We start from the raw sequence: 26,455 nt of genomic DNA on the forward strand, positions 1-26,455 counted from the left end.
TAATGATCAGCTGCAATCGGAGATGATTCATCAGTCGCTCTCTTTTGAAGAGCTGACAACAGCCATTACATGGGATCATAACGGGCTCGTACCTGCGATTGTGCAGGATGCCACCAGCAAAAATGTGCTCATGATGGCCTACATGAATGCAGAATCACTGCGCCGTTCCCTGGATACCGGTGAGACCTGGTTCTGGAGCCGGTCCCGCCAGGAATACTGGCACAAAGGTGGAACGTCAGGCAATACACAGCGTATCCAGTCACTGTATTACGATTGTGATGGAGATACGCTGCTGTTATTAGTAGAAGTAAATGGACCAGCCTGCCATACAGGCAGAATAAGCTGCTTTTATAATGAGGTGAATACAGTGGACAACCAGCCAACTTTTCAAAATAATACGGTCGATACTAATAACGATACATCAGGTACAGCCGCTGGCAAAGACCGGTTCGCTATACTGGCTGAACTGGAGCAGATGATCGCTGATCGCGAGCGTGAACGTCCGGAGGGTGCTTATACCACGTATCTGTTCGAGAAAGGAATCGACAAGATCCTGAAAAAAGTCGGTGAAGAAACCGCCGAGACGATTATCGCTGCTAAAAATGGAGATAACGAAGAACTGCGCTACGAAGTGAGCGATCTGATCTATCACTTGCTCGTGCTGCTGCAGGAACGCAAAGTGCCGCTGGATGATGTGCTGGCCGAGCTGGATCGCCGTCATGAGCGTCCGCGCAAAGACTAATCTGCTGTAAAGGAGGAAGCGGCGATGCTGATTGACTATCATACGCATCATGTCCGGTGTGGTCATGCTATCGGTGAGCTAGAGGAATATGTACAGCGGGGGATACAATTGGGCTTATCGCAGCTGGGATTATCTGACCATCTGCCGCTGATCCATGTGGACCCGGCCACCTATTATCCGGAAATGGCAATGCCGATGGAAGAACTGCCCCGCTATGTGGAAGAGTGTCTGATGCTCAAAGAGAAATACCGGGATCAGATATCTATCCGTGTAGGACTGGAAGCCGATTATATCGAAGGCTATGAGGAAGTGATTGGCAAAATCCTGGACAGTTATCCTTTCGATTATATTATCGGTTCTGTGCATTTCCTCGGAGAATGGGATATCTCGGATCATCGGCAGACGCATAACTGGGAAGGCAAACAGGTATTGGACGTATACCGTCAGTACTATGAGGCTGTACAGAAAGCCGCCGCAACCGGCTTTTATGATATCGCCGGTCATCTGGATGTGATCAAGCGATTTGGCTATATTCCGGAGCCAGAGCAGGCCGAAGAGCGCATTGCTCTGGAAAATGCAGCCCTGCAGGCTGTCAAAAAAGCCGATATGGTCATGGAGCTGAATTCCTCCGGTCTGTCCAAAGTGTGCAAGGAAATCTTCCCTTCCCGTCGTATCGTGGAACAGGCTATCGCCTGGGATATCCCGCTGACGCTTGGCTCGGATGCTCATGATCCGCGGAAACTGAGCGATCATCTGGATGAAGCAAGAGCGCTGCTGACCGAGCTGGGTGTGCAGGAAGTGGCCACTTTCGAGCATCGTCAGCGCACGATGGTACCGCTGAATGACTAACTATCCGGATTCCACAAGTTTATTTTTTATTTGGAAATGAAATAATAAACGGTATAGAGAAAGACGCAAGCCTGCTTCTGTATAACAGCTTATTATTCACTCTATCCCGTACAGAATCTTCATTCATGCAGAAGACGTATTTCCAAAACGAAAAGCCCACTGACCATGTAAACAGGCCAGTGGGCTTTTTGGATATATGTGGTTCGACTCGATCCTATTCGGATGTAGGATCGATTGTTGGATGCTTGATCCATCCCTTGATTGCAATGGCTGTTCCAGCTTAGCTGTGACTTGGACCCGCCTGCTTGTCGCCCTTCGGCAGAATAAGCGCCGAATCAGAATCAGAATCAGAAGTAATGACCGTCTCTGTAGAGTCAATCTCATCCGGATGCAGCAATCCTTCTTTTTCGGCTTTGCGAATCTTGCGCATTTCATTCAGCATCAGCAGGAAGATCACAACGAGAATACAGGTAATCAGGATCAGGAATCCACCGATTTCCTGCATAAAGTAGTGCAGGTCACCGCCGCGGAATCCCAGACCGCGCAGGAATTTAAAATGCCAGGACAGCGGCAGGGCATGACTGACATTTTGCAAAATTGGCGGCAGCAGGGCTACCGGCAGCTGTGCACCACTCAGGATAAAGGATGGCAGCAGGATCATGGTGATCCGGCCAGCCGCTTTGGCTGGACTGGATGCACTCCAGCCTATCATCATACAGAGCAGGGACAGCGCGATGGCATACATCAGGAAAGGAATCCACAGCTGATATACGTTCGCTTCAAAGCGCAGACCGCCTACCTGTTTGAGACAGCCCATAACCAGATACATGGAACAAGTCGCAATAATGGAATACGGCAGAATACGCAGCACCAGACTGAGTGGACGACGCAGCATGTCCTTGAGCAATCCCTGCTCACGTAGACGCGGTATAATCGTCAGCGTTGCTCCACCAAGAATAGACAGGAACACCGTATTTACAAAGCCGATAACCGAACTCATCAGCATATTGTTGGTCGGGTTATAGAGCAGACGCGTCTGTAGATTCAGACCGGTCGTAAAGTTGGTCGCCTGTGCCGAACTAACGCCCATCGCTACCAGTTTGTTGGCGGCAGCAGAAGCATTCTCGGCGGCGATTACTTCGGTCACCCCGTTACGCAGATAGGTGGTAGCTGTAGATAGTGAAGTATCCACATATAGTCCGATATTCGTCTGCGCACCCTGGGCATGAGCTTTCTCAAGCCCGGCTGGCAAATAAATAACGCCAAAATACTCTTCATTGTACATAAAGCTGTTGGGCTCCATGTAGTTATAGGTAATGTAGCTAATATTGATATACTGATCGGCATCCAGCTTCTGGATCAGCTGCTGGCTATAGTCACTGTGATCCATATCGACTACGGCTACAGGAGCTTCATTCAGCTGATTGTTTTTAAATACATACCCGAAGGCCGCTGAGATGATCAGCGGCGCAATCAGGATAATAAAAATGAACTTGCCGTTCAGTATATGCTTGAATTCATCAATTATGGCTTTCATTGGTCGGAACCTCCACCGTCATTCCCGGCAGCAAGTCAGAGGTACGTTTCACATCTACACGTACGATAAAGGAAGTCGTATCGGACTGACCTTTTTCACGGCTCATGCGCAGAGCGGCATATTGCGGCGCAGAAGTGATGTAGCGTACAGTACCCTGAACATTTTTGCCAAGAGAGATAACGTCGGTCGATACTTTGGCACCTGCCTGGAAGGATTTGATATTCTCTTCGCCCACATACAGGTCATAGTACAGTTTACCCGTCTCAATCACGACAACCGGTGTACCGGCAGATACGTTTTCGCCTACTTTTGGTACGACACGGGTTACTTTGCCGTCGGCAGCTGCGGTCAGAATGCGGCGGCCTTTTTGAACTTCATAGCCATCGAGTGTTACTTTGAGAGAATCTTTTTGTTTTTGCAGCAGTTCGATATTGTACTTGCCGTTATCGATATCTTCCTGCCCTTGTTCGATCTGCTTCAGCGCCTGTTGAGCCTGTTCCAGTTGAACATGGGCTTGCTGGCGTTCTTCGGCAGTTGCACCGTTTTTGAGCTTTTGCAGAGCATTTTCCTGGGTGCTCACCTGATTGCTGGCAACCTCTACCTGCTTCATGGCAGAGTTCAGTTGATCCTGTGCACTTTGCACCTGTTTGGTTGCATTGTCGACACTGTTTTGTGCAGTATCCAGGCTGGCTTGTGTACCCAGACCGTTATCAAACAAAGCTTTGGCACGGTCATAGCTGGTTTTGGCATAATCCAGTGTTTGCTGGGCGGCTTCCACGGCTGTCTGTGCAGAAGTTACACCATTGTTGGCAACTTCAACCGATTTTTTGGCAGAATCCACGGCGATTTCCTGGCTGCGGATATCTTCCGGACGTGCGCCGGTCAATACTTTTTGTTCGGCTACCTGGGCAGCTTTGATATTCAGTTCGGCATTGGCTTTTTGCTCAGCGAGCTTGTGCGCCTGACTGGTCAGACTGCTCTGAGCCTGGCTGATCTGAACATCGATTTGGGCCATTTGCTCTTTGACACCCTTGATCTGCAGATCGATATCACGAGTATCCAGCACGAGCAGCGTCTGTCCTTTTTTGACATGCTGTTCTTCTTTGACTTTGACAGCACTGATTTTGCCGGACTGTCCTTCAAAGGAGCTGTTCACGGTATCGATCGTCAGCACGCCTTCTTTTTTCATGGCAGCCATGGATACTGCATCCTTGCCGTGCATGGCAAGCAGCGTACCTCCAACCCCCAACGCAACGATTAAAAGAATAATCGGAATAAGTTTTACAATTTTCACTTTGATATGCTCTCCTATCTGATAAAATCAATACATACATGCCCTAAAGGCATTTAAATAAAAAATATATTATTAGCCGCCAAATAGTACGGCGCCGAACAATTAATGCAAAAAAAGCTGAATTACTCGTTAAGTTCAATGCCAGTACGGAGTTTGTACAATAACTGCTGCAACATTCCCCGTTCCTCTTCCGTCAATTGAGACATGACTGAAGTGACCACACGGGCATATTCGGGCAATGTAGTCATTAATAGCGTCTCGCCTTCTTCAGTTAAGTGAATAGCTGTCATACGACGGTCTTCATGAGCTCCGCGCCGGATCAAGCCGTCTTTTTCCAGGCCATTGATCAGTCCGGTCATGGTGGAGCGTGTGACACCGGCAGATTTCGCCAGTTCAGAAGGAAGCAGTGGTTTTTTGCGCAGCAACAGAGAGGTCAGAATACGCATTTTGCCCTGTGATATTCCGCGTTCCGTCAGCAGAGAAGCGGATTGGTTGTACAAATCATGGGAAGTGCGTACCAATAGCAGAGAGGTCAACATGCATTCGACATTAATCTGGGGAAACAAAGGCGCCAGCTCACTGAGCCGATCCAACTCGTTCAGCGTACTGCATTTGGAGCCTGATGAATCTATATTCGGCATTTTACTCACCTTTCTGAAGTCTTCAATGAAGATAATTGTACGGCGCCGAACTAGTTTGGTCAAGAAAATTTTATGAAAATTTCAACATAATATTCTGTAAACCGTGCTATAACGACATTATCTATCATGTTATATTCATAAGATAAATACAGAATTGTCTATGATATCGGCTCAAAGCAAGCTAAAATAAAGTAAAGTCAGCAGGCTATCTACAGGAGGGCCCATGAAGGAAAAAATGCGTATATTTTCGGGATCATCAAGTCCCGAGCTGAGTGCACAGATTGCAGAACGTCTGGGTGTACCGCTTGGTAAAATCAAGTTGTCCCAGTTCAAAAGTGGAGAGACCTATGTACATTACGAGGAATCGATTCGTAATATGGATGTATTTCTGGTCCAGTCGCTGTCTCATCCGATCAATGAATTGTTTGTGGAATTAATGGTTATGATTGATGCAGCCAAAAGAGCTTCGGCAGGAACGATCAACCTGATTATCCCGTATTACGGATATGCCCGTCAGGAGCGCAAGTCCGCACCGCGGGAACCGATCTCCGCCAAAATGGTCGCCGATGTACTCACGACGGTTGGCGCAGACCGGATCATTACGATTGATTTGCATGCTTCGGCCATTCAGGGCTTCTTTAATATACCGGTGGATCATTTGACAGCGCTTGATCTGATCAGCGGGTATTTACGTGATAAACAAATAGAAGATGCAGTTGTGGTGTCGCCGGATGCCGGACGTGCCTATATGGCCGAAAAACTGGCCAATCGTCTGGATACGCCATTTGCCATGATGATCAAAAAAAGACCTGCCCATAACGAATCAGTCATTACCCATGTAATTGGCGATGTGGAAGGCAAGACTCCGATTATTATCGAGGATCTGATCGATACCGGTACGACCATCGTCAATGTGGTTGAAAGTTTGAAAGAACGTGGGGCTCGCGAAGCAATCGTTTGCGCAACCCACGGTTTATTTTCCGGTGCTGCATTGCAGCGTCTGGATCACCCGTATATCCGCGAGCTGATTGTGACGGATTCGATCAGTCTGCCGCCAGGCCATCTGGACCGGCTGACCGTATTGTCCGTATCGCCAATGCTGGCGCACGCTGTGCGCATTATTATGGAAGGCGGTTCTATCGCTACCATGTTCAGTGATGTAGGTATTTAATTCGAAATAGATGGGGAAGCGGCATTTTAGGATGTGGCTTTAGCAGAAGCGCAGGATATGATATACTGTTGGATGATGTTTTTCGTCGATAACTATATTTTTGTAGGTGGAAAGTAATAAAGGAGGTGCCTTGGTCCGGTGAATGAATACAAGCGAAAAGTCGAAGATACCGAACGAAAAGTCATTACGCTTAAGCTGGATGCGAACTTCTTTTTTGAAAGGGCCGTTCGCTCATTAGACCATTATCGTTACGACAAGGCATTGAAATATTTTGAAAAGGCTGTGGAGTACGAGCCTGATAATCCTGTGAATCATTGCAATATGGCAGGCATATTATCGGAGATGGGCAAGTATGAAGCTTCCAATCAGGTGCTGCAGACTATTATGGACACCGTGGACCCTTTGATGGTCGAGTGTCATTTTTATAAAGCAAATAACTATGCCAATATGGAGCAGTTTGAACAGGCCGAGCAGGAGCTGCTCATTTATCTAGAGCAGGATCGCTACGGACAGTTTGCCAGTGAAGCCGAAGAAATGATGGATCTGATCCGTCATGAAATGAAGCGTCCGTCCGGCAGCAGCCCTGCTCCCGCTGCGGCGGCTCCCGAAATGGACCGTCAGGATCAAGCGCGCGAGCTGCTGGAGCAGGGCGAAGTGGAAGCGGCCTGTACGCTGCTCCGGCAGCTTATTCACGAACAGCCGGATCTGTCGGCAGCACGCAATAATCTGGCTGTCGCCTACTATCAGCAGGGAATGCTGGAGCTGGCTGCCGAACAGGTCGGCGAAGTGCTGAAGTACGATCCGAGCAATCTGCATGCGCTGTGCAATCAGGCTATTCTGAGTCATTATGATGAAGATCCTGCCCTGGAGCATCAGCTGGAGCAGCTGCGCCGGGTAACACCGCTGCATCAGGAGCATCAGCTCAAGCTGGCAACGACGATGGCTATGCTGGGTGAACACCAGTATGCTTATTATCATTTTCGAAGGCTGCTGCGACATGATGATTTGATGAATCATTGGGAAATGTATCATTATACAGCGGCAGCAGCATGTTATATGGGTAAATATGATGAAGCAGAGAAGCTGTGGAAGCGTATTTTGCGTTTTGAACCAGATGCTGAGGTACCTGCATTTTACCTGGCCCATCTGCACGAACTGCGTCAGGGAGAAATGACACCTTCCTATCGGTATGGAGTACAAAAGATGTCGTACTTCTATACCAGAGAGCAGCCAGGCAGCCAATCATTAGAGTCGGATGCAGCACAATTTCTGCATATTCTGCGTCATGGCAGCGAGAACGAGCAGCTGCATGCGCTCCAGTCCTATGTGCTCGATGGAAATCATGAAGTACATACGGTGCTGCGACAGTATGTGAACCGCCCGTTAATTTCCGAAGAGCTGCAACATGCGGCAGAACGTCTGCTGCGGCAGTGGGCTGCCAACCAGTCTCTCTCGCCGGATGAGTTGATCGACGATATTGAGACGGCGCGCATGAGTCTGCCGCTCTGGGATGAACGCTGGCAGCAGATTATTGAGCAAGTGACCGTACAGCCGCATAAACGGTATGACTCCGGATTCAATCGTGATGTGGAAGCACTATGGATTGAATTTATAAAAAGGGTCTATCCCGAACTCCCGCTGCTGCATCATCCGGAAGGCTGGGCAGCGGCGCTGGAGTATCTGGTAGCCCGCATACATCGTCTCCCACTCACATATGATGAGGTGGCCCAGCGTTATGGCGTATCTGTATCCATTATTAGCAGATACGCCCGCCGGATCAGCAGGGTATGCAATGTACAGCAAAAAGTACGCTATGCGCAGGCAAAGAGTACGCAGGGATCATAAATGACAGCTGTGATGGACAGGTGTTCATTCATTACAAGGAGGTAGTTGGGAGTATGTACAAATCAATTATTATCGGAACCGGGCCTGCGGGCCTTACGGCAGCAATCTATCTGGCGCGTGCAAATATGCAGCCGCTGATTATCGAAGGACTGCAGCCGGGTGGTCAGCTGACCACAACTACCGAAATCGAGAACTTCCCGGGCTTCCCTGAAGGTATTATGGGACCGGAACTGATGGATAATATGCGCAAGCAGGCCGAGCGCTTTGGAGCGGAGTTCAAGTCTGGCTGGGTAGAACAGGTCGACTTTTCCCAGCGTCCGTTCAAAATTAAAGTCGAAGGCATGGGAGAACTGGAAGCGGAAAGCGTGATTATTTCTACCGGTGCTTCTGCCCGTTACCTGGGAATTCCGGGTGAGCAGGACAATGTGGGACGCGGCGTAAGTACATGCGCGACCTGCGACGGCTTCTTTTTCCGTAACAAAAAGATTATCGTGGTCGGTGGCGGCGATTCCGCGATGGAAGAAGCAAGTTTCCTGACCCGTTTTGCTACAGATGTAACTGTAGTGAATCGCCGTGAAGAGCTGCGCGCTTCCAAAATCATGCAGGATCGTGCCAAAGATAATCCAAAAATCAGCTGGGCACTAAACCGCAAGCCGGTTGAAGTCGTAGCTGGTGATATGGGTGTCAAAGGACTGAAAGTGCTGAATAATGAGACCGGTCAGGAAGAACTGATCGAAGCGGATGGTGTATTCGTGGCGATCGGCCATACACCGAATACCGATTTCCTCAAAGATCATGTGCATCTGGATGGCCACGGCTATGTACTGGTAACGCCGGGTACAACAGAAACCAATATTCCGGGCGTATTCGCTTGCGGAGATGTGCAGGATACACGTTATCGTCAGGCGATTACAGCAGCAGGAAGTGGCTGTATGGCTGCCATGGACTGTGAGAAATATCTGGAAGGTCATATGATCCACGACTGGAGCGAAGCGCTCGACAAGTAATAGATATAGAAGTAGAAAGGGAGCCGTTACGGCTCCTTTTTTAGCGGACAGGTTCAAGACAACAGACCCGCGGGTACCGCTTGACCTGATCAGTCCATTCGCTTATAGTTGGATACGAACGTTTGTGTTGAAACAGGGCTTCTCCCCAAGGGAGCGAGCACGGTATCATATCGCTTTTTTACAAGAAGAACAGTGCATTTCCGTACTATAAATTAGTGTATAATCGCATTTTGTCCAATCTTTGCAGCAGTGGAAGTGATACAATAGGAGTGGAGCGTCATGATTCTGCTCATTCATGTATACCGGTCTGAATAATTCACTACAATGGATGCGGATGAGACGATGCAGAGAAAGTGCGTATCGATATATATTAAATTTCGAGTAGAAAAGGTGGATCGGTCATATGTCTGAGAAAATTTATGTCGGCGTCGATCTTGGCGGTACTGCAATCAAGGTTGGGATTTGCAACCAGGAAGGTGAACTGCTTCATACGTACGAGGGACCTACCGAAAAGGAAAAAGGAACCGATGCAGTAATCGAAAATATCGAGAAGTATGTACGTCTTATTGTGGAGCAATCACCTTATACCTGGGACCAGCTGGTTGGAGTAGGAGCGGGTGTAGCCGGATTTACGGATCTGCGTGCCGGTGTAATCCTGCTGGCGCCGAATATTGGTTTCCGCAATGTACCGATCCGCGCGATCCTGGAAGAACGTATCGGTAAAACGATCGTTATCGATAACGATGCCAATGTAGCTGCCCTGGGCGAAGCCTGGAGCGGTGCGGGCAAAGGTGTAACCGATTGCGTCTGCTATACACTCGGTACGGGTGTAGGCGGCGGTATTATTATTAACGGCAAAATCTATCAGGGCTTTGCCGGACTCGCTGGCGAAATTGGCCATATCTCTGTCGTACCTGATCTAGAAGCTATTCAGTGCGGCTGCGGCAAAATGGGCTGTCTGGAGACGGTATCTTCTGCTACGGGCATTATCCGTATGGCAGTAGAAGCGGTAGAGCGCGGCGATGCTACCAGCCTTTCTATGATCGAAAGCAAGATTACAGCCAAGGATATTTTTGATGCAGCCAAAGCTGGTGATGAAGTGAGCATCCGGATCGTCAACCGTGCAGCCTTTTATCTGGGCAAATCGATGGCATCCGTAGCAGCGACACTGAATCCGGAGCGTTTTATTGTAGGTGGAGGCGTCTCCAAAGCCGGAGACATTCTGTTCAGCAAGATCCGCGAAGTATTTATGGAATGTACACCTGCGCCGCTGCAGCAGGGCGTAGAGATTATTCCTGCCAAGCTGGGCAATGATGCAGGTATCGTAGGCGCCGCAGGTCTGCTGCTGCGCTAAACCGTATCCTGACTATTTGATATATGCCATTTTGCAGTAGTGTGAACGAATCGGAGAACAGTATCTAAACAGGGAGGGGACTTACGAATGAGCAATACTGAAAATTCATCGACATCAACCATGGTTATCATTACAGGAATGTCCGGTGCGGGCAAGACCATTGCAGTACAAAGCCTGGAGGATCTTGGCTTTTTCTGTGTGGACAATCTGCCGCCCGTTCTAATTCCCAAATTTGCCGAGCTGATCGAACAGTCGAACGGTAAAATCGGCAAAGTGGCACTCGTAATCGACCTGCGTGGTCGTGAATTTTTCCCTGCCCTTTCCGAGTCCCTGAGCTACATGAAAAATCATTATACAATCCATACGGAGATTCTGTTCCTGGATGCCAGTGATGCTGTACTGGTTCAGCGCTACAAGGAAAGTCGGCGCCGGCACCCGCTTGCACCGGATGGCATGCCGCTGGACGGTATTCGTCTGGAACGCAAAATGCTGGATGAGCTGAAAACCTCGGCGACCCAGGTGATCGATACGAGTACCAGCAAGCCTGCCAAACTCAAAGAGAAAATTATTTCCCGTTTCTCTCATCTGGAGAGCAACCGGTTATCGGTCAATGTCACTTCATTCGGATTTAAATATGGTATTCCTATCGATGCAGATCTGATTTTTGATGTTCGTTTTCTGCCCAACCCTCACTATGTGGACCATCTGAGGCCGCATACCGGTCAGGACAGTGACGTGTATGAATACGTAATGAAATGGCCGGAGACCCAGGCGTTTCTGACCAAACTGCTGGATATGCTGCATTTTCTCATTCCTCAATATCGCAATGAGGGCAAAAGCCAGGTTATTATCGGTATCGGCTGTACAGGGGGCAAACATCGCTCTGTAGCCATTTCCGAATATCTCGGCCGTATGCTGGGAGCGAGTGAGACAGAAACCGTTCGTGTCAGTCATCGTGATGCTGATCGTGATCGGCATTAAGGAGTGGAACATATGTCAATTTCACAACCGGGCCTGCCGGTGCTTCGTCCCCGTATTGTAGTTATGGGGGGCGGTACCGGTCTGTCCGTTATGCTCAGAGGTCTCAAAGAGAAGCCGATCGACATAACCGCTATCGTAACCGTAGCGGATGATGGAGGAAGCTCCGGTATTCTGAGAGATGAGCTGAAGATGCCGCCGCCGGGAGATATACGCAACGTGCTCACTGCGCTGGCGGATGTGGAGCCGCTGATGTCGGAAATGCTCAAGTACCGGTTTCAAAAAGGAGAAGGATTGGCTGGTCACAGTCTCGGTAATCTGATCCTCGCGGCAATGACAGATATATCTGGAGACTTTGTTACGGCAGTGCGGGAACTGAGCCGTGTATTTGCGGTCAGAGGCGCGGTTCTGCCGGCAGCCGAGCAGGCCGTCATCCTGCATGCGGAGATGGAAGACGGAACGATTGTCACCGGGGAATCGAAGATCCCCGAAGCGGGCAAGCGGATCAAACGTATTTTTCTTGAACCGGACCACGTGGAGCCGTTGCCAGAGGCAGTACGTGCGATTCAGGAGGCTGACGCTATTCTGATCGGTCCGGGCAGTCTGTATACCAGCCTGCTGCCGAATCTGCTCGTGCCCAAGCTGGTAGAGGCGATTCTGACCTCGCGGGCTCCTCGATTATTCGTCTGCAATGTCATGACCCAGCCGGGAGAGACGGATAACTACACGGTCAGTGATCATCTGGAAGCGATCTATGAGCATGTCGGCCACCGGTTGTTCGACTATGTACTCGTCAACAACGAGCCAATTCCGGTCAAAGTGCAAAATCGCTATGCCGAAAAAGGCGCCAAGCCGGTCAAGCTGGATGCCGACAAGGTTGAAAGTATGGGATACAAAATTATTGCGGATAAACTGGTCATGTATGGCACCTATCTGCGTCATGATGCAGAACAGCTGAGCCATCATATTTATGAGCAGGTGAAGAAACATATTTTAGCGAAAGGGTGAGTCCATTGTCATTTGCGGCGCAAACGAAAAAGGAACTAACGATGGTTGAAGCCGACGACTGCTGTGAATTGGCGGAGCTGGCGGCGCTGATCCGGATGAACGGATCGGTCCAGGTATCCAATAAAAAAGTGATACTGGATATTTCCACCGAAAATGCCGCAATCGCAAGACGGATTTATTCCCTGATCAAAAAGCATTTTGCTGTGCATACCGAGCTTCTTGTGCGCAAAAAAATGCGGCTCAAAAAGAATAACGTATATATCGTTCGTATCCCTGCCGGTGTTCAGGCGATTCTGAGCAAGCTCACAATCGTCTCGGAAGGTTTTATGTTTACCCCGGGTATCAACAAGGATATGGTTAGCAAAACTTGCTGTAAACGGGCTTATCTGCGTGGCGCTTTTATGGCTGGAGGGTCGGTTAACAATCCGGAAGGATCATCGTATCATCTGGAAATTGCTTCGATGTATGAGGAGCAGTGTCAGGCCCTGGTTGATCTGGCGAATGAATTCGAGCTGAATGCGCGCTGTATCGAGCGTAAAAAAGGCTTTATTTTATATATCAAAGAGGGCGAGAAAATTATCGAGTTCCTCAGCATCATTGGTGCACATCAGGCGCTGTTCAAGTTTGAGGATGTCCGAATTATGCGGGATATGCGTAACTCCGTGAATCGGATCGTCAACTGCGAGACCGCCAATCTGAACAAAACGATCGGCGCTGCAGTGCGCCAGATCGATAATATCCGTCTGATCCAGCGTCATCTGGGACTGGAACAGCTGCCGGACAAGCTGCGTGAAGTAGCAGAGATTCGTCTGGCCCATCCCGATATGAACCTCAAGGAAGTTGGCGAAATGCTCAAGGGCGGCGTCAGCAAATCGGGGGTCAATCACCGGCTTCGCAAAATCGACGAGCTGGCTGACAGGGTACGCAATGAGCACCTGGTCTAAAATTTGTACCGACCAGGTAAGCTTTATTTTTTTCTGCTAAAGCGCATGTTATAATAATGTAGTATGATGTATACAGTGTTCATAAAATGGGCTTCAGTGTAGTGAACAAATAAATCGTAATGAATATGTATTATAGGGGGTAATAATCACATGATAAAACACCCGGTAGTGGTTCGTCTGAAAACGGGATTACACGCACGACCTGCAGCATTGTTTGTACAGGAAGCGAATAAATACTCCGCGGAAATTTTCGTGGAAAAAGACGATAAAAAAGTAAATGCCAAAAGTATCATGGGAATCATGAGTCTGGCGATCAGCTCGGGTACTGAAGTTTACATCAGTGCAGAGGGTGCGGATGCAGAATCAGCTGTAAACGCTTTAGTCGGATTGGTCAGCAAAGAAGAACTGGAAAACCAATAAAACCCCTCATCCCAGGATGAGAGGTCAAGCCGTCACAGAATACTGTGGCGGTTTTTTGGTATGTTCGGCAGGAGGATCTTATGCAGCCGGCCGCTGCCTCCCAGCCAGCAAGTTTATTCGAAAAAGACTCCTTTTTTGGCAAAGTTCAATTTGAGCTGTACCGCATTCCATGAGCTTTGATAGCCAAATCCATCACGCAGTACCGTAAATGGAATATACATCCGTCCGTTTACCACCTGGGCACTTGGTCCATTCCATTGATGATTATTCAATCGCATGGTAACGCCGGAAGCAGTCATCACCATATCCAGTTGGTCATCATTTTGCAGCAGTGTATATGTTTTAACGGCGGGTTCGTACCGCAGGGTGACTCCGAGTGAATCACGCAGGAGTACCACCGGAATCATGGTATTGCCATTAATCAATAATCCGTTCTCCGGAAGGCGTGTGCCATTCCATTCCAGCTTCACCTGACGCGGTGGTGCGGCAGCAGATGCGATAACAGGCTGAATCAGAGTGCCCAGCACCAGGATGCCTGCCAGCAGCAAAATGGAATTCCGTCGAAACTTGTTTTTAAACATGGTGACTCTCCCCTCTTTCTGATGATCCCTATCTCCTAAAACCCTTGTCATTATGAGGGATTTCGAGGATGGGATTATATGAGATTATAAGTAAAATAACAGCAATTGTCACGATGAAGCTGTATCCCTTTCTACTTCTTTGCCAACTGCAAAAGTCGTATACATAAAGAAAGCGTTAACGAGCAGTTCAATCCGCTTTCCTTACATGTATTAATCGTTGTACCAGTCACCAAGCTTTCTTCTATTCTTTACCCAATGCAACATTCGTTTCAAAACATTCGTTTAGTAAGTAGAACTAGGAAAGGGTGAATATTTATGAAAAAAAATCACTATATGGCTTCACTGCTGTTGGCTGGAGCCGTATTCACAAGTGTAGGTATGGGCGTAAGTCTGCCGGGAGCATCTACAGCATATGCTGCGGAGACCGCATCCATGACGGCAATGGCAGGTACGATCAATGTTAGCGGCAATGGCAAGTTATCCGTTAAGCCGGATGTTGCTTATCTCTCGGTAGGTGTACAGACAACGGCTGCTACAGCTTCCAAAGCACAGGCTGCTAATGCCCAGAAAATGAGCAAGCTGAACAATTTGTTGAAAAACAAATGGTCCATTACAGACAAGGATATCGAGAGTGTGCAATTTTATGTACAGCCGAACTATAGTTATAACGAAAAGGATCAGCAAAAAGTTACAGGCTATACAGCATATCATACGCTGCAGGTGACCTATCGCAATATGGATAAAATAGGTGCACTGCTGGATGCAGCTTCAGCAGCCGGTGCCAACAATGTAGGTTCTGTAAGCTTTAATGTGGAGAATACCAAAACCTACGAAGATCAGGTGATCCAAAAAGCGATGGCAGACGCAGCAGCCAAAGCAGGCTCGATCGCCAAAGCAGCAAATCGCACCCTGGGAGATCTGGTGTCCGTAAGTGAAGCAGGTGTCGAGGCTCCACCGGTATACGTATCTCAGAGTGCGGCGATGGAATCTGCACGTGCAGATAAATCAACCGAGATTGAACCGGGGATGGTAGAGTTAAATATTAGTCTTAACGTCCAATATGCTATGAAGTAAGCTGGAGATGACAATAGGGTAAAATCGTCAGTATTGTAACTATTATACGGGATAACCTTCTCATCGTTTCAGTATAACGGAAGTTTATTAAACCGGCGATATGCCAAAAATAGAAACTTTCCTGTCGGTTCTATGTTTCACGCTGGCAGGAAAGTTTGTTTACACTTTTATTACTTTTGATTCATAGAGCATGACTATGTTGTAAATCCTTGTTAAGTTCTTTGTAAATTCAAGAAGCAGAGTTATCGCTATACTGAATAATGTTGCAACTGACTTATTTGAAGGAGAGATCAATGATGAACCAGCACCAGAATATCAAAAACACAACCTATCTCAAAAAACTATCAGCAATCGTACTTGCGACCAGCCTGACGGCAGCAGGTACAGCAGCAACGCTGCCTTTGGTACAATCATCTGCCTATGCAGCCAGCACTTCTTCATCTGCCAAATCTGCAATCAATGTACAAGTGGAAGGGAAAGCAATCTCTGCCAAGGGAATACTGAGCAAATCCGGCAGCACGCTGCTTCCTCTCAAAGACATAGCAAAAACAGTGGGTGCTACAGTAACCTACAATGCCAAAGAACGCACAGCAACTATTACTAAAGGTAAAAATAAAGTCAGCTACGACCTTAATCAGAAAGATATGGTATTTGTACGTCTGAATGGCAGTGCCGTTGGTGACAGCTATGATGCCAGCGTAGTCAAAGGAACAACGTATGTAGCCATCAAGGCAGTAACCGAGCCGTTTGGCTATCGTGCGCTGTGGAATAATGCCACACGTACTGTCAATGTAACAGCTGCAGGCATGAATGATGTAGAAGTGACAGGCAGCAAACTAGAATCTTCTATTCAAAATAAATACACTAACGTTAATATTGTATATCCAGTTGTATCCGGTCTGGAAAATGAAGCTGCGCAGACCAAGATCAATAAAGCTCTCAAAGCACATTTTGATCAGTTCGTGACTACCATGCAAAAACAGGTCAAAGAAGCCGGAGCACCTGTTAACAAAGATATTACTTACGAAATTGATGGCGGCTACAAAGTTACTTACAACCGTAATGGGGTTATCAGCTTCCTGCTGACTGATTATCAATATCTGGGCGGAGCACATGGCGATGATATCCTGACCAGCATGACTTTCTCGCTGAAAGACGGCAAAGCTATTCAGCTGTCTGATCTGCTCAAGTCCAACAGCAACTACAGCCAGGATATCAAAAAGCTGATCCAGACACATATCAAGAAAAACGCAGATACCGAGGGATTATCTCTGGAGCAGTTCAACGATCTCAGCAAAAACTCCAGCAAATACCTGGAGAATTACTATCTGACAGATAGCGGATTCACGATTTTCTTCCAGAAGTATGATATTGCTCCGGGAGCAGCAGGCAATCCGAAAATAGACTTTACTTTCAGTCAGCTGCTGAAATCGGGTACTAACCCACTGTCTGCTTATCAATCCTGATTTATTTTAAACAAGGCCATATAGAATTTGGCTATTAGCTAGAAATATCCGAAGAACCTGTTCCATCGTGATCGTACGATGCTGAACAGGTTCTTTTTATTATATATTTCTTTTTCGGCAGAGTAGGAAAGGGGGAATCCAAAATCGTATAGATAATAGCATAATGAGAAGCAACGACTAACAGCAGAACAAAAACACCTCCAGACATTAGTCTGGAGGTGTTTGGATAGGCTGGCAGTTGCCGGCTTATACTCCTTGCGGAGGTGTTTTTTCGATAACTTTGTCGATCAGACCGTATTCCTGTGCATCTGCAGCAGTCATGAAATAGTCACGATCGGTATCTTTTTCGATACGTTCCAGCGGCTGGCCTGTACGTTCAGCCAGGATTTTGTTCAGCTTGTCGCGCATTTTGAGGATGCGACGTGCACGGATTTCGATATCTGTCGCCTGACCTTGAGCACCACCCAGTGGTTGGTGAATCATAACTTCACTGTTCGGCAGCGCAAAACGCTTGCCTTTGGCACCTGCATTCAGCAGGAACGCGCCCATGCTGGCAGCCATACCTACGCAGATCGTAGATACATCGGCTTTGATAAATTGCATTGTATCGTAAATAGCCATACCTGCAGTAATGGAACCGCCCGGGCTGTTAATGTAAAGGTGAATATCTTTCTCAGGGTCTTCGGCTTCCAGGAACAGCATCTGTGCAATAATTGCATTGGCTACCACATCATTGACTTCGGAACCAAGGAAAATGATACGGTCTTTCAGCAGACGGGAGTAAATATCATACGCACGTTCACCACGGCTGCTCTGTTCAACGACCATTGGGATATAACTCACTAGAAACCCTCCTTAGATTACAATCATAATAAGTGTGATTATATAGTGGATCATTACTTCAAACAATATCAGGAACTCAATTGTTCTTACCACATTATAGGATAATTCAAACTAAAAGTCAAAGATAGTCAAACTATTGCTTGCAAAACTGCCTGAATTTCTAAAAAATGGGTTAATGATGAAGAGGAACATTTGCTGTTCTCTATGGACACAATATGTCCCGTCTCTAAAACGGAGCTTTAATCACGAATGGAACTTTAATCACGGACACGATAAGTCTCATCTTGGAATACAGATCTGACCGCGTATATATAATTGCTACTATATGAATACGATTATATGCAGATACAAAAATAACCAGCCTGGGCTGGTTACGTCATTACTATTTCGTCGAAGAAAAGATTATGTAATTAATCATGCGATAATATATACGTGCTACGATCAAGCTCTGAGCCTCTGCTGCTCAAGAAGTAAAATGGCGCGCCCGCCAAGAATCGAACTTGGATCTCAGGCTTCGGAGGCCTACGTCATATCCATTGGACCACGGGCGCATATAAGCAACAGCAAGAATTAGTATAGATGAAATAAAGTCAAAAAGCAAGCAGCGCTTCCATAATAATTATAACGTGCACCTTCCATAATTAGTTGTCGCAAAGACTTGATTCTGGCATGGAAATTGGTTAATATAGACGTGGGACTTAAAAAGTTATGCCGGGACATTTTGAGTCCATTACACACAGCCTGATTTACTGGGTATCCAATTACACTGAGCGAGACAAGTTGCAGGAGTGGAAAGCATGCGAAAATTACTTGAAATACAACAGCAGCTTCTGCCCGATCTCACCGATGTATTGAAGAAAAGATATGCCATTTTACATCAGGTCATGCTGACCGGAATTGTCGGGCGAAGATCGCTTGCCGTTTCCCTCAATATGACAGAGCGGGTACTGCGGGCTGAGACAGACCTGCTCAAGGCTCAGGGACTTCTTGAGATTGAGAGTACAGGGATGCGCATCAGCGAAGCAGGCAGGGAGCTGCTGGAGGAACTTGAGCCTATTATGGAAGAGTTGCTCGGATTGTCCGTATTGGAAGATCGCATTCGTGATGTGTATGGACTAAGACAGGTTGTTATTGTACCTGGAGACAGTGACACATCAGCCAGCACCAAGCAGAATCTTGGCAGAGCTGGTGCCAAAGCTCTGCTCAGTGTGATTCGCGAAAATGATATCGTAGCTGTAACCGGCGGCTTTACGCTTGCCGAAGTGGCAGAGCAGCTTAGCCCAACCTTTCCGGCACCTCTAAAGGATGCCTGGTTCGTACCGGCAAGAGGCGGACTCGGTGAGAACATGGAGTATCAGGCTAACTCCATCGTTTCGACCATGGCTAAGCGCGTAGGCGCGCAGTACCGGCTGCTGCATGTGCCCGATCTGCTGCGCAGAGATGCTTACGAGCTGCTGTATCAGGATCAGAATGTCCGTGAGATTGTCGATTTTATCCGGCGTGCGAGAATCATTATTCATGGTATCGGTGATGCGATGGAGATGGTACGGCGCCGGAGACTGGATCCACAGACGGTAGAGGAAATCCGCAATGCTGGAGCCGTAGCCGAATCATTCGGTCATTATTTCAATGAAGATGGTCAGACGGTGCATCATATGCTGACCCTTGGACTTCAGCTGGAGGATATTGCAAACGCCGAAGTCGTTATTGGAATAGCGGGCGGACGCAGCAAAGCCAAATCTATCCATGCTGTACTTAAATTTGGACAGGAAGATATCCTGGTCCTCGACGAAGCCGCTGCCAGAGAGATCGTCAAAGAGCTATAGTGGTTTCCTTGTATCAATCAATGTTATGCTTGTGACGGTGTCACGGCATGCATCACTGGCAGCAGGCACACAAGCTTCATCTTATTATCGTTGTCTTGACAGGCTCGAGAGGGTCATGTCTTGATTGAATAAATCATAAACTTATTTCTAGGAGGAATTAACTCATGGTTAAAGTTGGTATTAACGGTTTTGGACGTATCGGACGTCTGGCTTTCCGTCGTATTCAAGATGTAGCAGGTATCGAAGTGGTAGCAATCAACGATCTGACAGACGCTAAAATGCTGGCACATCTTTTGAAATATGATACTACTCAAGGTAAATTCAACGGCGAAGTTGAAGTACACGATGGTTTCTTCAAAGTAAACGGCAAAGAAGTTAAAGTTCTGGCTAACCGTAACCCTGAAGAACTGCCTTGGGGCGAGCTTGGCGTAGACATCGTACTGGAGTGCACAGGCTTCTTCACAACAAAAGAAAAAGCTGAGCTTCACCTGAAAGCAGGCGCTAAGCGTGTTGTTATCTCCGCTCCAGCAACTGGCGAAATGAAAACAATCGTTTACAACGTAAACCACGAAATCCTGGATGGTACTGAAACAGTTATCTCCGGCGCATCTTGCACAACAAACTGCCTGGCACCTATGGCAAAAACGCTGCAAGACAAATTCGGCGTTGTTGAAGGTCTGATGACTACAATCCACGCTTACACTGGCGACCAAAACACGCTGGATGCTCCACACTCCAAAGGTGACTTCCGTCGTGCTCGTGCAGCGGCTGAAAACATCATTCCTAACACAACTGGTGCTGCTAAAGCAATCGGTCTGGTTATCCCAGAACTGAAAGGTAAACTGGACGGCGGAGCACAACGTGTGCCTGTAGCTACTGGTTCCCTGACTGAGCTGGTAACTGTTCTGGAGAAATCCGTAACAGTTGAAGAAATCAACGCAGCTATGAAAGAAGCTTCCGATCCGGAAACTTATGGCTACACTGAAGATGAAATCGTATCTTCCGACATCAAAGGTATGACTTTCGGTTCCCTGTTCGATGCGACTCAAACTCGCGTTCTGACAGTTGGCGACAAGCAACTGGTTAAAACTGTAGCTTGGTACGACAACGAAATGTCCTACACAGCTCAACTGGTTCGTACTTTGGAGTACTTTGCAAACAAAGCCTAATACGAAGCAGCAGCTGGAATAAATATTAATTCCATAAAGCGGAAACAGATCTCATTTGTTTCCGCTTTTTCTAAGTTAACATCTGGCAGATGCTGTTGGCTGTTGGCAATAAGCTGTTCCTGATTTTACTATGAATAGATTGGAACTGGACTGCCGAAGCGCAAGAATACAGCAGAGATGATCCCGGGAAAATCATTTCGGTCTGGCATTTGGAAGGCTGCGCAGCACAGAATAATCTGTTCAAAATACGGACATGGAGGAACGACGATGAATAAAAAAAGTGTGCGTGATGTAGAAGTAGCTGGCAAAGTGGTATTTGTACGTGTAGATTTCAACGTACCTATGGAAGATGGCAAAATCACGGATGACAAGCGTATCCGCGAGACACTGCCAACAATCAACTACCTGATCGAAAAAGGTGCAAAAGTTCTGCTGGCGAGTCACTTGGGACGTCCAAAAGGTGAAGTGGTTGAATCCATGCGTCTGACAGCTCCGGCTGAACGTCTGTCCGAACTGCTGGGCAAACCAGTAGCCAAAGCTGACGAAGCAATCGGCGATAACGTAAAAGCGAAAATCGCTGACATGAAAGAAGGAGACGTACTGGTTCTTGAAAACGTGCGTTTCTATCCTGGCGAAGAGAAAAATGATGCTGAACTGGCAAAATCGTTTGCTGAACTGGCTGATCTGTTCGTCAATGATGCATTCGGCGCGGCTCACCGTGCACATGCTTCTACAGAAGGCATCGCTCACCACCTGCCGGCCGTATCCGGTCTGCTGATGGAGAAAGAACTGGATGTACTGGGTAAAGCACTGAATAATCCGGAGCGTCCTTTCACAGCGATTATCGGTGGTTCCAAAGTAAAAGACAAAATCGATGTAATCGACAACCTGCTGAACCTGGCAGACAACGTAATCATCGGTGGCGGTCTGTCCTATACTTTCATGAAAGCACAGGGTCATGAAGTTGGCCAATCCCTGCTGGATGAAAGCAAACTGGATGTAGCTCTGGGCTTTATCGAAAAAGCGAAAAACCTGGGCAAAAACTTCTACCTGCCGGTAGATATCGTAATCTCTGATGATTTCAGTGCAGATGCAAACACGAAAATCGTTGAAGTTGGCGACATTCCTGCAGATTGGGAAGGTATCGACATCGGACCGAAAACTCGTGAAATCTATGCAGATGTTATCAAAAACTCCAAGCTGGTTGTATGGAACGGACCTATGGGCGTGTTCGAAATTGAACCATTCTCCCATGGTACTCGTGCAGTAGCCGAAGCTTGTGCAACAACTGACGCTTACACTGTAATCGGTGGCGGTGACTCCGCAGCAGCAGCTGAGAAGTTCCACCTGGCTGATAAAATGAACCATATTTCCACAGGCGGCGGCGCTTCCCTGGAATTCATGGAAGGTAAAGAGCTTCCAGGCGTTGTGGCACTCAACGATAAATAAGTTTACAATAGAGGCAATATGCATGCCGCAAGCAGGGCGTGCAAGTATGGAATAGAAGGAGTGATCCAGCAGTGAGAACACCAATCATTGCCGGCAACTGGAAAATGTTCAAAACCGTTCCGGAAGCCAAAGCATTCATCGAAGACATCAAGGGCAAAGCAGAAGTAGAGGGCGTAGAAGCTGTTATCTGCGCACCATTTACCAACCTGCCTGCACTGGTTGAAGCTGTAAAAGGCACTTCCATCAAAATCGGCGCACAAAACCTTCATTTCGAAGACAACGGCGCGTACACTGGTGAAATCAGCGGCGTAATGCTGAAAGACCTGGGTGTGGACTATGTAATCATCGGTCACTCCGAGCGTCGTCAATACTTTGCGGAGACAGACGAAATCGTCAACAAAAAAGTACAGGCAGCATTCCGTCATGGTCTGACTCCTATCGTGTGCGTGGGCGAGAAGCTCGAAGAGCGCGAAGCGGATCAAACCAAAGACGTATGTAAAGTACAAACCGAAGGTGCATTTGCTGGTCTGAGCGCAGATCAAGCCAAAGCAACCGTTATCGCTTATGAGCCAATCTGGGCGATCGGAACAGGCAAATCTTCCACTTCTGCTGATGCGAATGAAGTTATCTCTTACATCCGCGGCGTCGTGAAAGATCTGTACAACGAAGAAGTGGCAAACGCAGTTCGTATCCAATACGGCGGCAGCGTGAAGCCTGAGAACGTGAAGGAGTACATGGGACAAAGCGACATCGACGGTGCACTCGTCGGCGGTGCCAGTCTTCAGCCTGATTCTTACATTCAGCTGGTTGAGGGGGCGAAGTAAATGTCAGCACCAAAACCGGTAGCTCTGATTATCATGGACGGATTCGGTCTTCGCGCAGAAATGGAAGGCAACGGTGTTGCCCAGGCCAAAAAGCCGAACTACGATCGTTACATGACGGAATATCCTCACACTACACTCACTGCTTGCGGTGAAGCGGTAGGTCTGCCGGAAGGGCAGATGGGTAACTCGGAAGTAGGTCACCTGAATATCGGTGCAGGCCGCATCGTATATCAGGATTTGACCCGCATCTCCAAGTCGATCCGTGACGGAGAATTTTTCCAAAATGAAGTGCTGAAGGGTGCATTCGAAAATGCAAAATCCGGCGGCAAAAAACTTCATGTATTTACACTGCTGTCCGATGGTGGCGTACACAGTCATATTGACCATCTGTTCGCTACACTCGATATGGCAAAAGCAGAAAACTTTGAAGATGTACTGATCCATGTATTCCTGGACGGACGCGATGTATCGCCGGACAGCGGTAAAAAATATATGGAACAGCTGACTGAGAAAATCAGCAGCGTAGGCATTGGCAAAATTGCCAGCGTACAGGGACGTTACTATGCGATGGACCGTGACAAACGGTGGGAACGTGTAGAAAAAGCTTTCCGTGCGGTTGCTTACGGTGAAGGTCCTCAATTCAAAGATCCTCTGACTGTAGTAACTTCTTCGTATGCTCAGGAAGTTTACGATGAATTCGTAGAACCTTCCGTGATCGTTGATGCAGACGGACAACCGGTAGGCACTGTAGGCGATGGAGATTCCGTAATCTTCCTGAACTTCCGTCCTGACCGTGCGATCCAGCTGTCCCAGGCGTTCACACAGCCTGAATTCGCAAGCTTTGAGCGTGGCGACTATCCGAAGAATCTGTATTATGTATGTCTCACCACATACAGCGATACCGTTCGCGGACATGTAGCTTACGGACCGAAGAGTCTCGACAACACACTGGGTGAAGTGCTGGTACAAAACGGCAAAACCCAGCTGCGTATTGCCGAGACAGAGAAATACCCGCACGTAACCTTCTTCTTTAGCGGCGGACGTGATGTGGAACTGGAAGGCGAGACTCGTATTCTGATTAACTCTCCTAAAGTAGCCACTTATGATCTGCAGCCAGAGATGAGTGCACGTGAAGTGGCTGATGCTTGTATCGCCGAGATCGAAGCGGAAAGACAGGATGCTATCATCCTGAACTTTGCCAATCCCGATATGGTAGGTCACTCCGGTAAGCTGGAGCCGACAATCAAAGCGGTAGAAACAACAGATGAATGTGTAGGCCGTGTCGTGGAAGCGATTCTGGCTAAAGGCGGCGTGGCGCTGATTACAGCGGACCATGGTAACGCCGAGACCGAGATTGATGAGAATGGACGTCCTCAGACTTCCCATACGACCAACCCGGTTCCATTTATCGTCACTGACAAAAACGTAGTACTGCGTGAAGGTGGAATCCTGGGCGATATCGCTCCAACGATTCTGGATCTGCTGCAAATCGCGAAGCCGGAAGAAATGACAGGCACGTCTATCATTTCCAGCCGCAAGTAAACGATAGGCAATCTGACGTACCATCTGGAACCAACCGTTTATGGCAGGTGTCATCGATGTAGGATTAGCAGACGGGACCAGCTGTGAATTGATCACTCGCGGCTGAGAGGAAGTCTCTGTACATCATGGCCGAGCTCATGTCATGAATCCGTATTTCCGTAATGGACGCTGATAAATATCGCCTGCTGACCGGTTTGCAGGAAGTGGGCCTGTTTCTCGGCTTCATTTTATAAATCAAGGATCATCAAGATCCCAAATTACTTACCTAAAAAGGAGACTTTTTACTCATGACTATTATTTCTGACGTATACGCACGCGAAGTCCTTGACTCCCGTGGTAACCCGACTGTTGAAGTAGAAGTATATCTGGAATCCGGCGTAATGGGCCGCGCAATCGTACCATCCGGTGCATCCACTGGTGCTCACGAAGCTGTTGAGCTTCGCGATGGCGACAAATCCCGTTACCTGGGTAAAGGCGTACTGAACGCTGTTAAAAACGTAAACGAAGTTATCGCTCCAGAAGTTATCGGCATGGACGCTGTAGATCAACTGCTGATCGACCGCAAAATGATCGAACTGGACGGAACACCGAACAAAGGCAAACTGGGTGCTAACGCAATCCTGGCAGTATCCATGGCTGTAGCACGCGCTGCTGCAGAAGCTCTGGACCTGCCACTGTACATCTACCTGGGTGGATTCAACGCAAAACAACTGCCAGTACCAATGATGAACATCATCAACGGTGGTGAGCACGCGGACAACAACGTTGACGTACAAGAGTTCATGGTTATCCCTGCTGGCGCTACTAGCTTCAAAGAAGCTCTGCGTACAGGTGCTGAAATCTTCCACAACCTGAAATCCGTACTGAGCAGCAAAGGCCTGAACACAGCTGTAGGTGACGAGGGCGGTTTCGCTCCTAACTTCACTTCCAATGAAGAAGCACTGACTTCTATCATTGAAGCTATCGAAAAAGCGGGTTACAAACCAGGCGTTGACGTATTCCTGGGTATGGATGTAGCTTCCACTGAGTTCTATAAAAACGGTAAATACGAGCTGGCAGGCGAAGGTAAATCTTACACTTCCGCTGAGTTCGTAGACCTGCTGGCTTCATGGGTAGAAAAATACCCAATCATCAGCATTGAAGATGGTTGCTCCGAAGACGATTGGGAAGGTTGGAAACTGCTGACCGAACGTCTGGGCGAGAAAGTTCAACTGGTTGGTGACGATCTGTTCGTAACAAACACTGAGCGTCTGGGCCGTGGTATCGAAGAAAACATCGGTAACTCCATCCTGATCAAAGTTAACCAAATCGGTACGCTGACAGAAACATTCGATGCAATCGAAATGGCGAAACGTGCTGGTTACACAGCAGTTATCTCTCACCGTTCCGGTGAATCCGAAGACAGCACAATCGCTGACATCGCTGTAGCGACTAACGCTGGCCAAATCAAAACAGGTGCTCCTTCCCGTACAGACCGTATCGCGAAGTACAACCAATTGCTTCGTATCGAAGATCAACTGGGTGAACTGGCGAAATACGATGGCCTGAAATCTTTCTACAACCTGACTGAGCACAGAGGTCTGACGAAGTAATTATTGCTTCTGATCGCAGCATTTTCCGGCTGACACCAGCCGGATATGACTGCACCTAGGCTCTGTTTATATGTAATACATGTATAAGTTATGCTGCGCTCGAACGGTCTGGGCCGCTACTTAGCCGTAAAAGCAGCAGCATACTCATACATCCGCCAGTCATCTGCCTATGCAGGTGACTGGTTTTTTTATTGTCCAATGACAGGACGATGAGGAGAGTTCTGACTCCAGACCATTGCTATACGACTTGAATTTATGCTAAACTATAAATGCTGTTTCTATAACATGATTCGTGATTT

23 protein-coding genes and 1 tRNA gene are annotated in these 26,455 nt (G+C 47.8%); 18 read left to right on the plus strand and 6 right to left on the minus strand.

Features of this window, described 5'->3' with window-relative positions; genetic code table 11:
- Positions 1-22: 22 nt before the first annotated feature.
- Together hisIE and hisJ are read left to right on the plus strand one after the other, a co-directional pair.
- Positions 23-742 carry a bifunctional phosphoribosyl-AMP cyclohydrolase/phosphoribosyl-ATP diphosphatase HisIE gene (gene hisIE / locus AR543_RS03575; RefSeq protein WP_060536619.1) on the plus strand — a complete coding sequence of 240 codons (720 nt, stop codon included), beginning with the start codon at positions 23-25 and terminating at the stop codon, positions 740-742.
- 24 nt (positions 743-766) lie between these two features.
- A complete protein-coding gene (hisJ, locus tag AR543_RS03580; protein ID WP_060531888.1) occupies positions 767-1,591 on the plus strand; it encodes a histidinol-phosphatase HisJ in 825 nt (274 codons plus the stop codon).
- A gap of 280 nt (positions 1,592-1,871) precedes the next feature.
- On the opposite strand, the gene AR543_RS03585 is transcribed toward hisJ, so the two are convergent.
- The 3 genes from AR543_RS03585 to AR543_RS03595 form a co-directional block, all read right to left on the minus strand.
- The gene (locus tag AR543_RS03585; RefSeq protein ID WP_060531890.1) at positions 1,872-3,128 is read right to left on the minus strand and encodes an ABC transporter permease; all 1,257 of its coding nucleotides are present in this window, start codon (positions 3,126-3,128) and stop codon (positions 1,872-1,874) included.
- Entirely contained in the window at positions 3,112-4,422 is a 1,311-nt protein-coding gene (locus AR543_RS03590) for an HlyD family secretion protein (protein WP_060531892.1), read from the minus strand. Before AR543_RS03590 ends, AR543_RS03585 begins: the two co-directional genes overlap by 17 nt.
- A gap of 122 nt (positions 4,423-4,544) precedes the next feature.
- Positions 4,545-5,126, minus strand: a complete 582-nt coding sequence (locus AR543_RS03595; RefSeq protein ID WP_158523924.1) for a MarR family winged helix-turn-helix transcriptional regulator — start codon at positions 5,124-5,126, stop codon at positions 4,545-4,547.
- 160 nt (positions 5,127-5,286) lie between these two features.
- On the opposite strand from AR543_RS03595, the gene AR543_RS03600 reads away from it, so the two are divergent.
- The 8 genes from AR543_RS03600 (at position 5,287) to AR543_RS03635 (ending at position 13,790) form a co-directional block, all read left to right on the plus strand.
- Positions 5,287-6,234, plus strand: a complete 948-nt coding sequence (locus tag AR543_RS03600; protein ID WP_060531897.1) for a ribose-phosphate diphosphokinase — start codon at positions 5,287-5,289, stop codon at positions 6,232-6,234.
- Between the two features lie 138 nt (positions 6,235-6,372).
- Complete coding sequence (locus AR543_RS03605; protein ID WP_060531899.1) at positions 6,373-8,079, plus strand: tetratricopeptide repeat protein; 1,707 nt, start codon at positions 6,373-6,375, stop codon at positions 8,077-8,079.
- 53 nt (positions 8,080-8,132) lie between these two features.
- Entirely contained in the window at positions 8,133-9,086 is a 954-nt protein-coding gene (gene trxB / locus AR543_RS03610) for a thioredoxin-disulfide reductase (RefSeq protein ID WP_060531902.1), read from the plus strand.
- A 403-nt stretch (positions 9,087-9,489) separates the two neighbouring features.
- Positions 9,490-10,440 (plus strand): ROK family glucokinase, encoded by a 951-nt coding sequence (locus AR543_RS03615; RefSeq protein ID WP_060531904.1) that lies wholly within the window; start codon positions 9,490-9,492, stop codon positions 10,438-10,440.
- Positions 10,441-10,527: 87 nt separating this feature from the next.
- Positions 10,528-11,421, plus strand: a complete 894-nt coding sequence (gene rapZ / locus AR543_RS03620) for an RNase adapter RapZ (protein ID WP_060531905.1) — start codon at positions 10,528-10,530, stop codon at positions 11,419-11,421.
- A gap of 12 nt (positions 11,422-11,433) precedes the next feature.
- A complete protein-coding gene (locus AR543_RS03625) occupies positions 11,434-12,426 on the plus strand; it encodes a gluconeogenesis factor YvcK family protein (RefSeq protein ID WP_060531907.1) in 993 nt (330 codons plus the stop codon).
- A 5-nt stretch (positions 12,427-12,431) separates the two neighbouring features.
- A complete protein-coding gene (gene whiA, locus AR543_RS03630; RefSeq protein WP_026136354.1) occupies positions 12,432-13,370 on the plus strand; it encodes a DNA-binding protein WhiA in 939 nt (312 codons plus the stop codon).
- Positions 13,371-13,520: 150 nt separating this feature from the next.
- Positions 13,521-13,790 carry an HPr family phosphocarrier protein gene (locus AR543_RS03635; protein ID WP_017814879.1) on the plus strand — a complete coding sequence of 90 codons (270 nt, stop codon included), beginning with the start codon at positions 13,521-13,523 and terminating at the stop codon, positions 13,788-13,790.
- 113 nt (positions 13,791-13,903) lie between these two features.
- On the opposite strand, the gene AR543_RS03640 is transcribed toward AR543_RS03635, so the two are convergent.
- Positions 13,904-14,371, minus strand: coding sequence for a stalk domain-containing protein (locus AR543_RS03640; RefSeq protein ID WP_060531909.1), 468 nt, complete (start codon positions 14,369-14,371; stop codon positions 13,904-13,906).
- Between the two features lie 315 nt (positions 14,372-14,686).
- On the opposite strand from AR543_RS03640, the gene AR543_RS03645 reads away from it, so the two are divergent.
- Both AR543_RS03645 and AR543_RS03650 read left to right on the plus strand, forming a co-directional pair.
- Complete coding sequence (locus AR543_RS03645) at positions 14,687-15,445, plus strand: SIMPL domain-containing protein (RefSeq protein WP_060531911.1); 759 nt, start codon at positions 14,687-14,689, stop codon at positions 15,443-15,445.
- 293 nt (positions 15,446-15,738) lie between these two features.
- Positions 15,739-16,911, plus strand: a complete 1,173-nt coding sequence (locus tag AR543_RS03650; protein ID WP_158523925.1) for a stalk domain-containing protein — start codon at positions 15,739-15,741, stop codon at positions 16,909-16,911.
- Between the two features lie 246 nt (positions 16,912-17,157).
- Here AR543_RS03650 and clpP read toward each other — a convergent pair whose 3' ends face one another.
- Positions 17,158-17,754 (minus strand): ATP-dependent Clp endopeptidase proteolytic subunit ClpP, encoded by a 597-nt coding sequence (gene clpP, locus AR543_RS03655; protein ID WP_060531915.1) that lies wholly within the window; start codon positions 17,752-17,754, stop codon positions 17,158-17,160.
- A gap of 476 nt (positions 17,755-18,230) precedes the next feature.
- A tRNA-Arg gene (locus AR543_RS03660) sits at positions 18,231-18,305 on the minus strand.
- A 246-nt stretch (positions 18,306-18,551) separates the two neighbouring features.
- Between AR543_RS03660 and AR543_RS03665 the strand changes: the two genes are divergently transcribed.
- The 6 genes from AR543_RS03665 to eno all read left to right on the plus strand — a co-directional run bounded on the left by AR543_RS03665 (position 18,552) and on the right by eno (position 26,156).
- Positions 18,552-19,580: a sugar-binding transcriptional regulator gene (locus AR543_RS03665; protein ID WP_060531917.1), complete on the plus strand. Its 1,029-nt coding sequence runs from the start codon at positions 18,552-18,554 to the stop codon at positions 19,578-19,580.
- A 164-nt stretch (positions 19,581-19,744) separates the two neighbouring features.
- Positions 19,745-20,749: a type I glyceraldehyde-3-phosphate dehydrogenase gene (gap, locus tag AR543_RS03670; RefSeq protein WP_046228432.1), complete on the plus strand. Its 1,005-nt coding sequence runs from the start codon at positions 19,745-19,747 to the stop codon at positions 20,747-20,749.
- Between the two features lie 267 nt (positions 20,750-21,016).
- The gene (locus tag AR543_RS03675; RefSeq protein ID WP_060531919.1) at positions 21,017-22,198 is read left to right on the plus strand and encodes a phosphoglycerate kinase; all 1,182 of its coding nucleotides are present in this window, start codon (positions 21,017-21,019) and stop codon (positions 22,196-22,198) included.
- Between the two features lie 71 nt (positions 22,199-22,269).
- Positions 22,270-23,022 carry a triose-phosphate isomerase gene (tpiA, locus tag AR543_RS03680; protein ID WP_060531920.1) on the plus strand — a complete coding sequence of 251 codons (753 nt, stop codon included), beginning with the start codon at positions 22,270-22,272 and terminating at the stop codon, positions 23,020-23,022.
- Positions 23,023-24,564: a 2,3-bisphosphoglycerate-independent phosphoglycerate mutase gene (gene gpmI, locus AR543_RS03685; RefSeq protein ID WP_060531922.1), complete on the plus strand. Its 1,542-nt coding sequence runs from the start codon at positions 23,023-23,025 to the stop codon at positions 24,562-24,564.
- A 287-nt stretch (positions 24,565-24,851) separates the two neighbouring features.
- Positions 24,852-26,156: a phosphopyruvate hydratase gene (gene eno / locus AR543_RS03690; RefSeq protein ID WP_046216259.1), complete on the plus strand. Its 1,305-nt coding sequence runs from the start codon at positions 24,852-24,854 to the stop codon at positions 26,154-26,156.
- Positions 26,157-26,455 lie beyond the last annotated feature (299 nt).

This window comes from Paenibacillus bovis (genome assembly GCF_001421015.2).
In the GTDB taxonomy this organism is placed as follows: Bacteria; Bacillota; Bacilli; order Paenibacillales; family Paenibacillaceae; genus Saccharibacillus; species Saccharibacillus bovis.

Excerpts from the sequence above, each read along its gene's own strand:
- hisIE (WP_060536619.1), top strand. The coding sequence starts at position 23 with ATGATTCATCAGTCGCTCTCTTTTGAAGAGCTGACAACAGCCATTACA.
- hisJ (WP_060531888.1), top strand. The coding sequence starts at position 767 with ATGCTGATTGACTATCATACGCATCATGTCCGGTGTGGTCATGCTATC.
- AR543_RS03585 (WP_060531890.1), bottom strand. The coding sequence starts at position 3,128 with ATGAAAGCCATAATTGATGAATTCAAGCATATACTGAACGGCAAGTTC.
- AR543_RS03600 (WP_060531897.1), top strand. The coding sequence starts at position 5,287 with ATGAAGGAAAAAATGCGTATATTTTCGGGATCATCAAGTCCCGAGCTG.
- trxB (WP_060531902.1), top strand. The coding sequence starts at position 8,133 with ATGTACAAATCAATTATTATCGGAACCGGGCCTGCGGGCCTTACGGCA.
- AR543_RS03615 (WP_060531904.1), top strand. The coding sequence starts at position 9,490 with ATGTCTGAGAAAATTTATGTCGGCGTCGATCTTGGCGGTACTGCAATC.
- rapZ (WP_060531905.1), top strand. The coding sequence starts at position 10,528 with ATGAGCAATACTGAAAATTCATCGACATCAACCATGGTTATCATTACA.
- AR543_RS03625 (WP_060531907.1), top strand. The coding sequence starts at position 11,434 with ATGTCAATTTCACAACCGGGCCTGCCGGTGCTTCGTCCCCGTATTGTA.
- AR543_RS03635 (WP_017814879.1), top strand. The coding sequence starts at position 13,521 with ATGATAAAACACCCGGTAGTGGTTCGTCTGAAAACGGGATTACACGCA.
- AR543_RS03640 (WP_060531909.1), bottom strand. The coding sequence starts at position 14,371 with ATGTTTAAAAACAAGTTTCGACGGAATTCCATTTTGCTGCTGGCAGGC.
- AR543_RS03645 (WP_060531911.1), top strand. The coding sequence starts at position 14,687 with ATGAAAAAAAATCACTATATGGCTTCACTGCTGTTGGCTGGAGCCGTA.
- AR543_RS03650 (WP_158523925.1), top strand. The coding sequence starts at position 15,739 with ATGATGAACCAGCACCAGAATATCAAAAACACAACCTATCTCAAAAAA.
- AR543_RS03665 (WP_060531917.1), top strand. The coding sequence starts at position 18,552 with ATGCGAAAATTACTTGAAATACAACAGCAGCTTCTGCCCGATCTCACC.
- gap (WP_046228432.1), top strand. The coding sequence starts at position 19,745 with ATGGTTAAAGTTGGTATTAACGGTTTTGGACGTATCGGACGTCTGGCT.
- AR543_RS03675 (WP_060531919.1), top strand. The coding sequence starts at position 21,017 with ATGAATAAAAAAAGTGTGCGTGATGTAGAAGTAGCTGGCAAAGTGGTA.
- gpmI (WP_060531922.1), top strand. The coding sequence starts at position 23,023 with ATGTCAGCACCAAAACCGGTAGCTCTGATTATCATGGACGGATTCGGT.
- eno (WP_046216259.1), top strand. The coding sequence starts at position 24,852 with ATGACTATTATTTCTGACGTATACGCACGCGAAGTCCTTGACTCCCGT.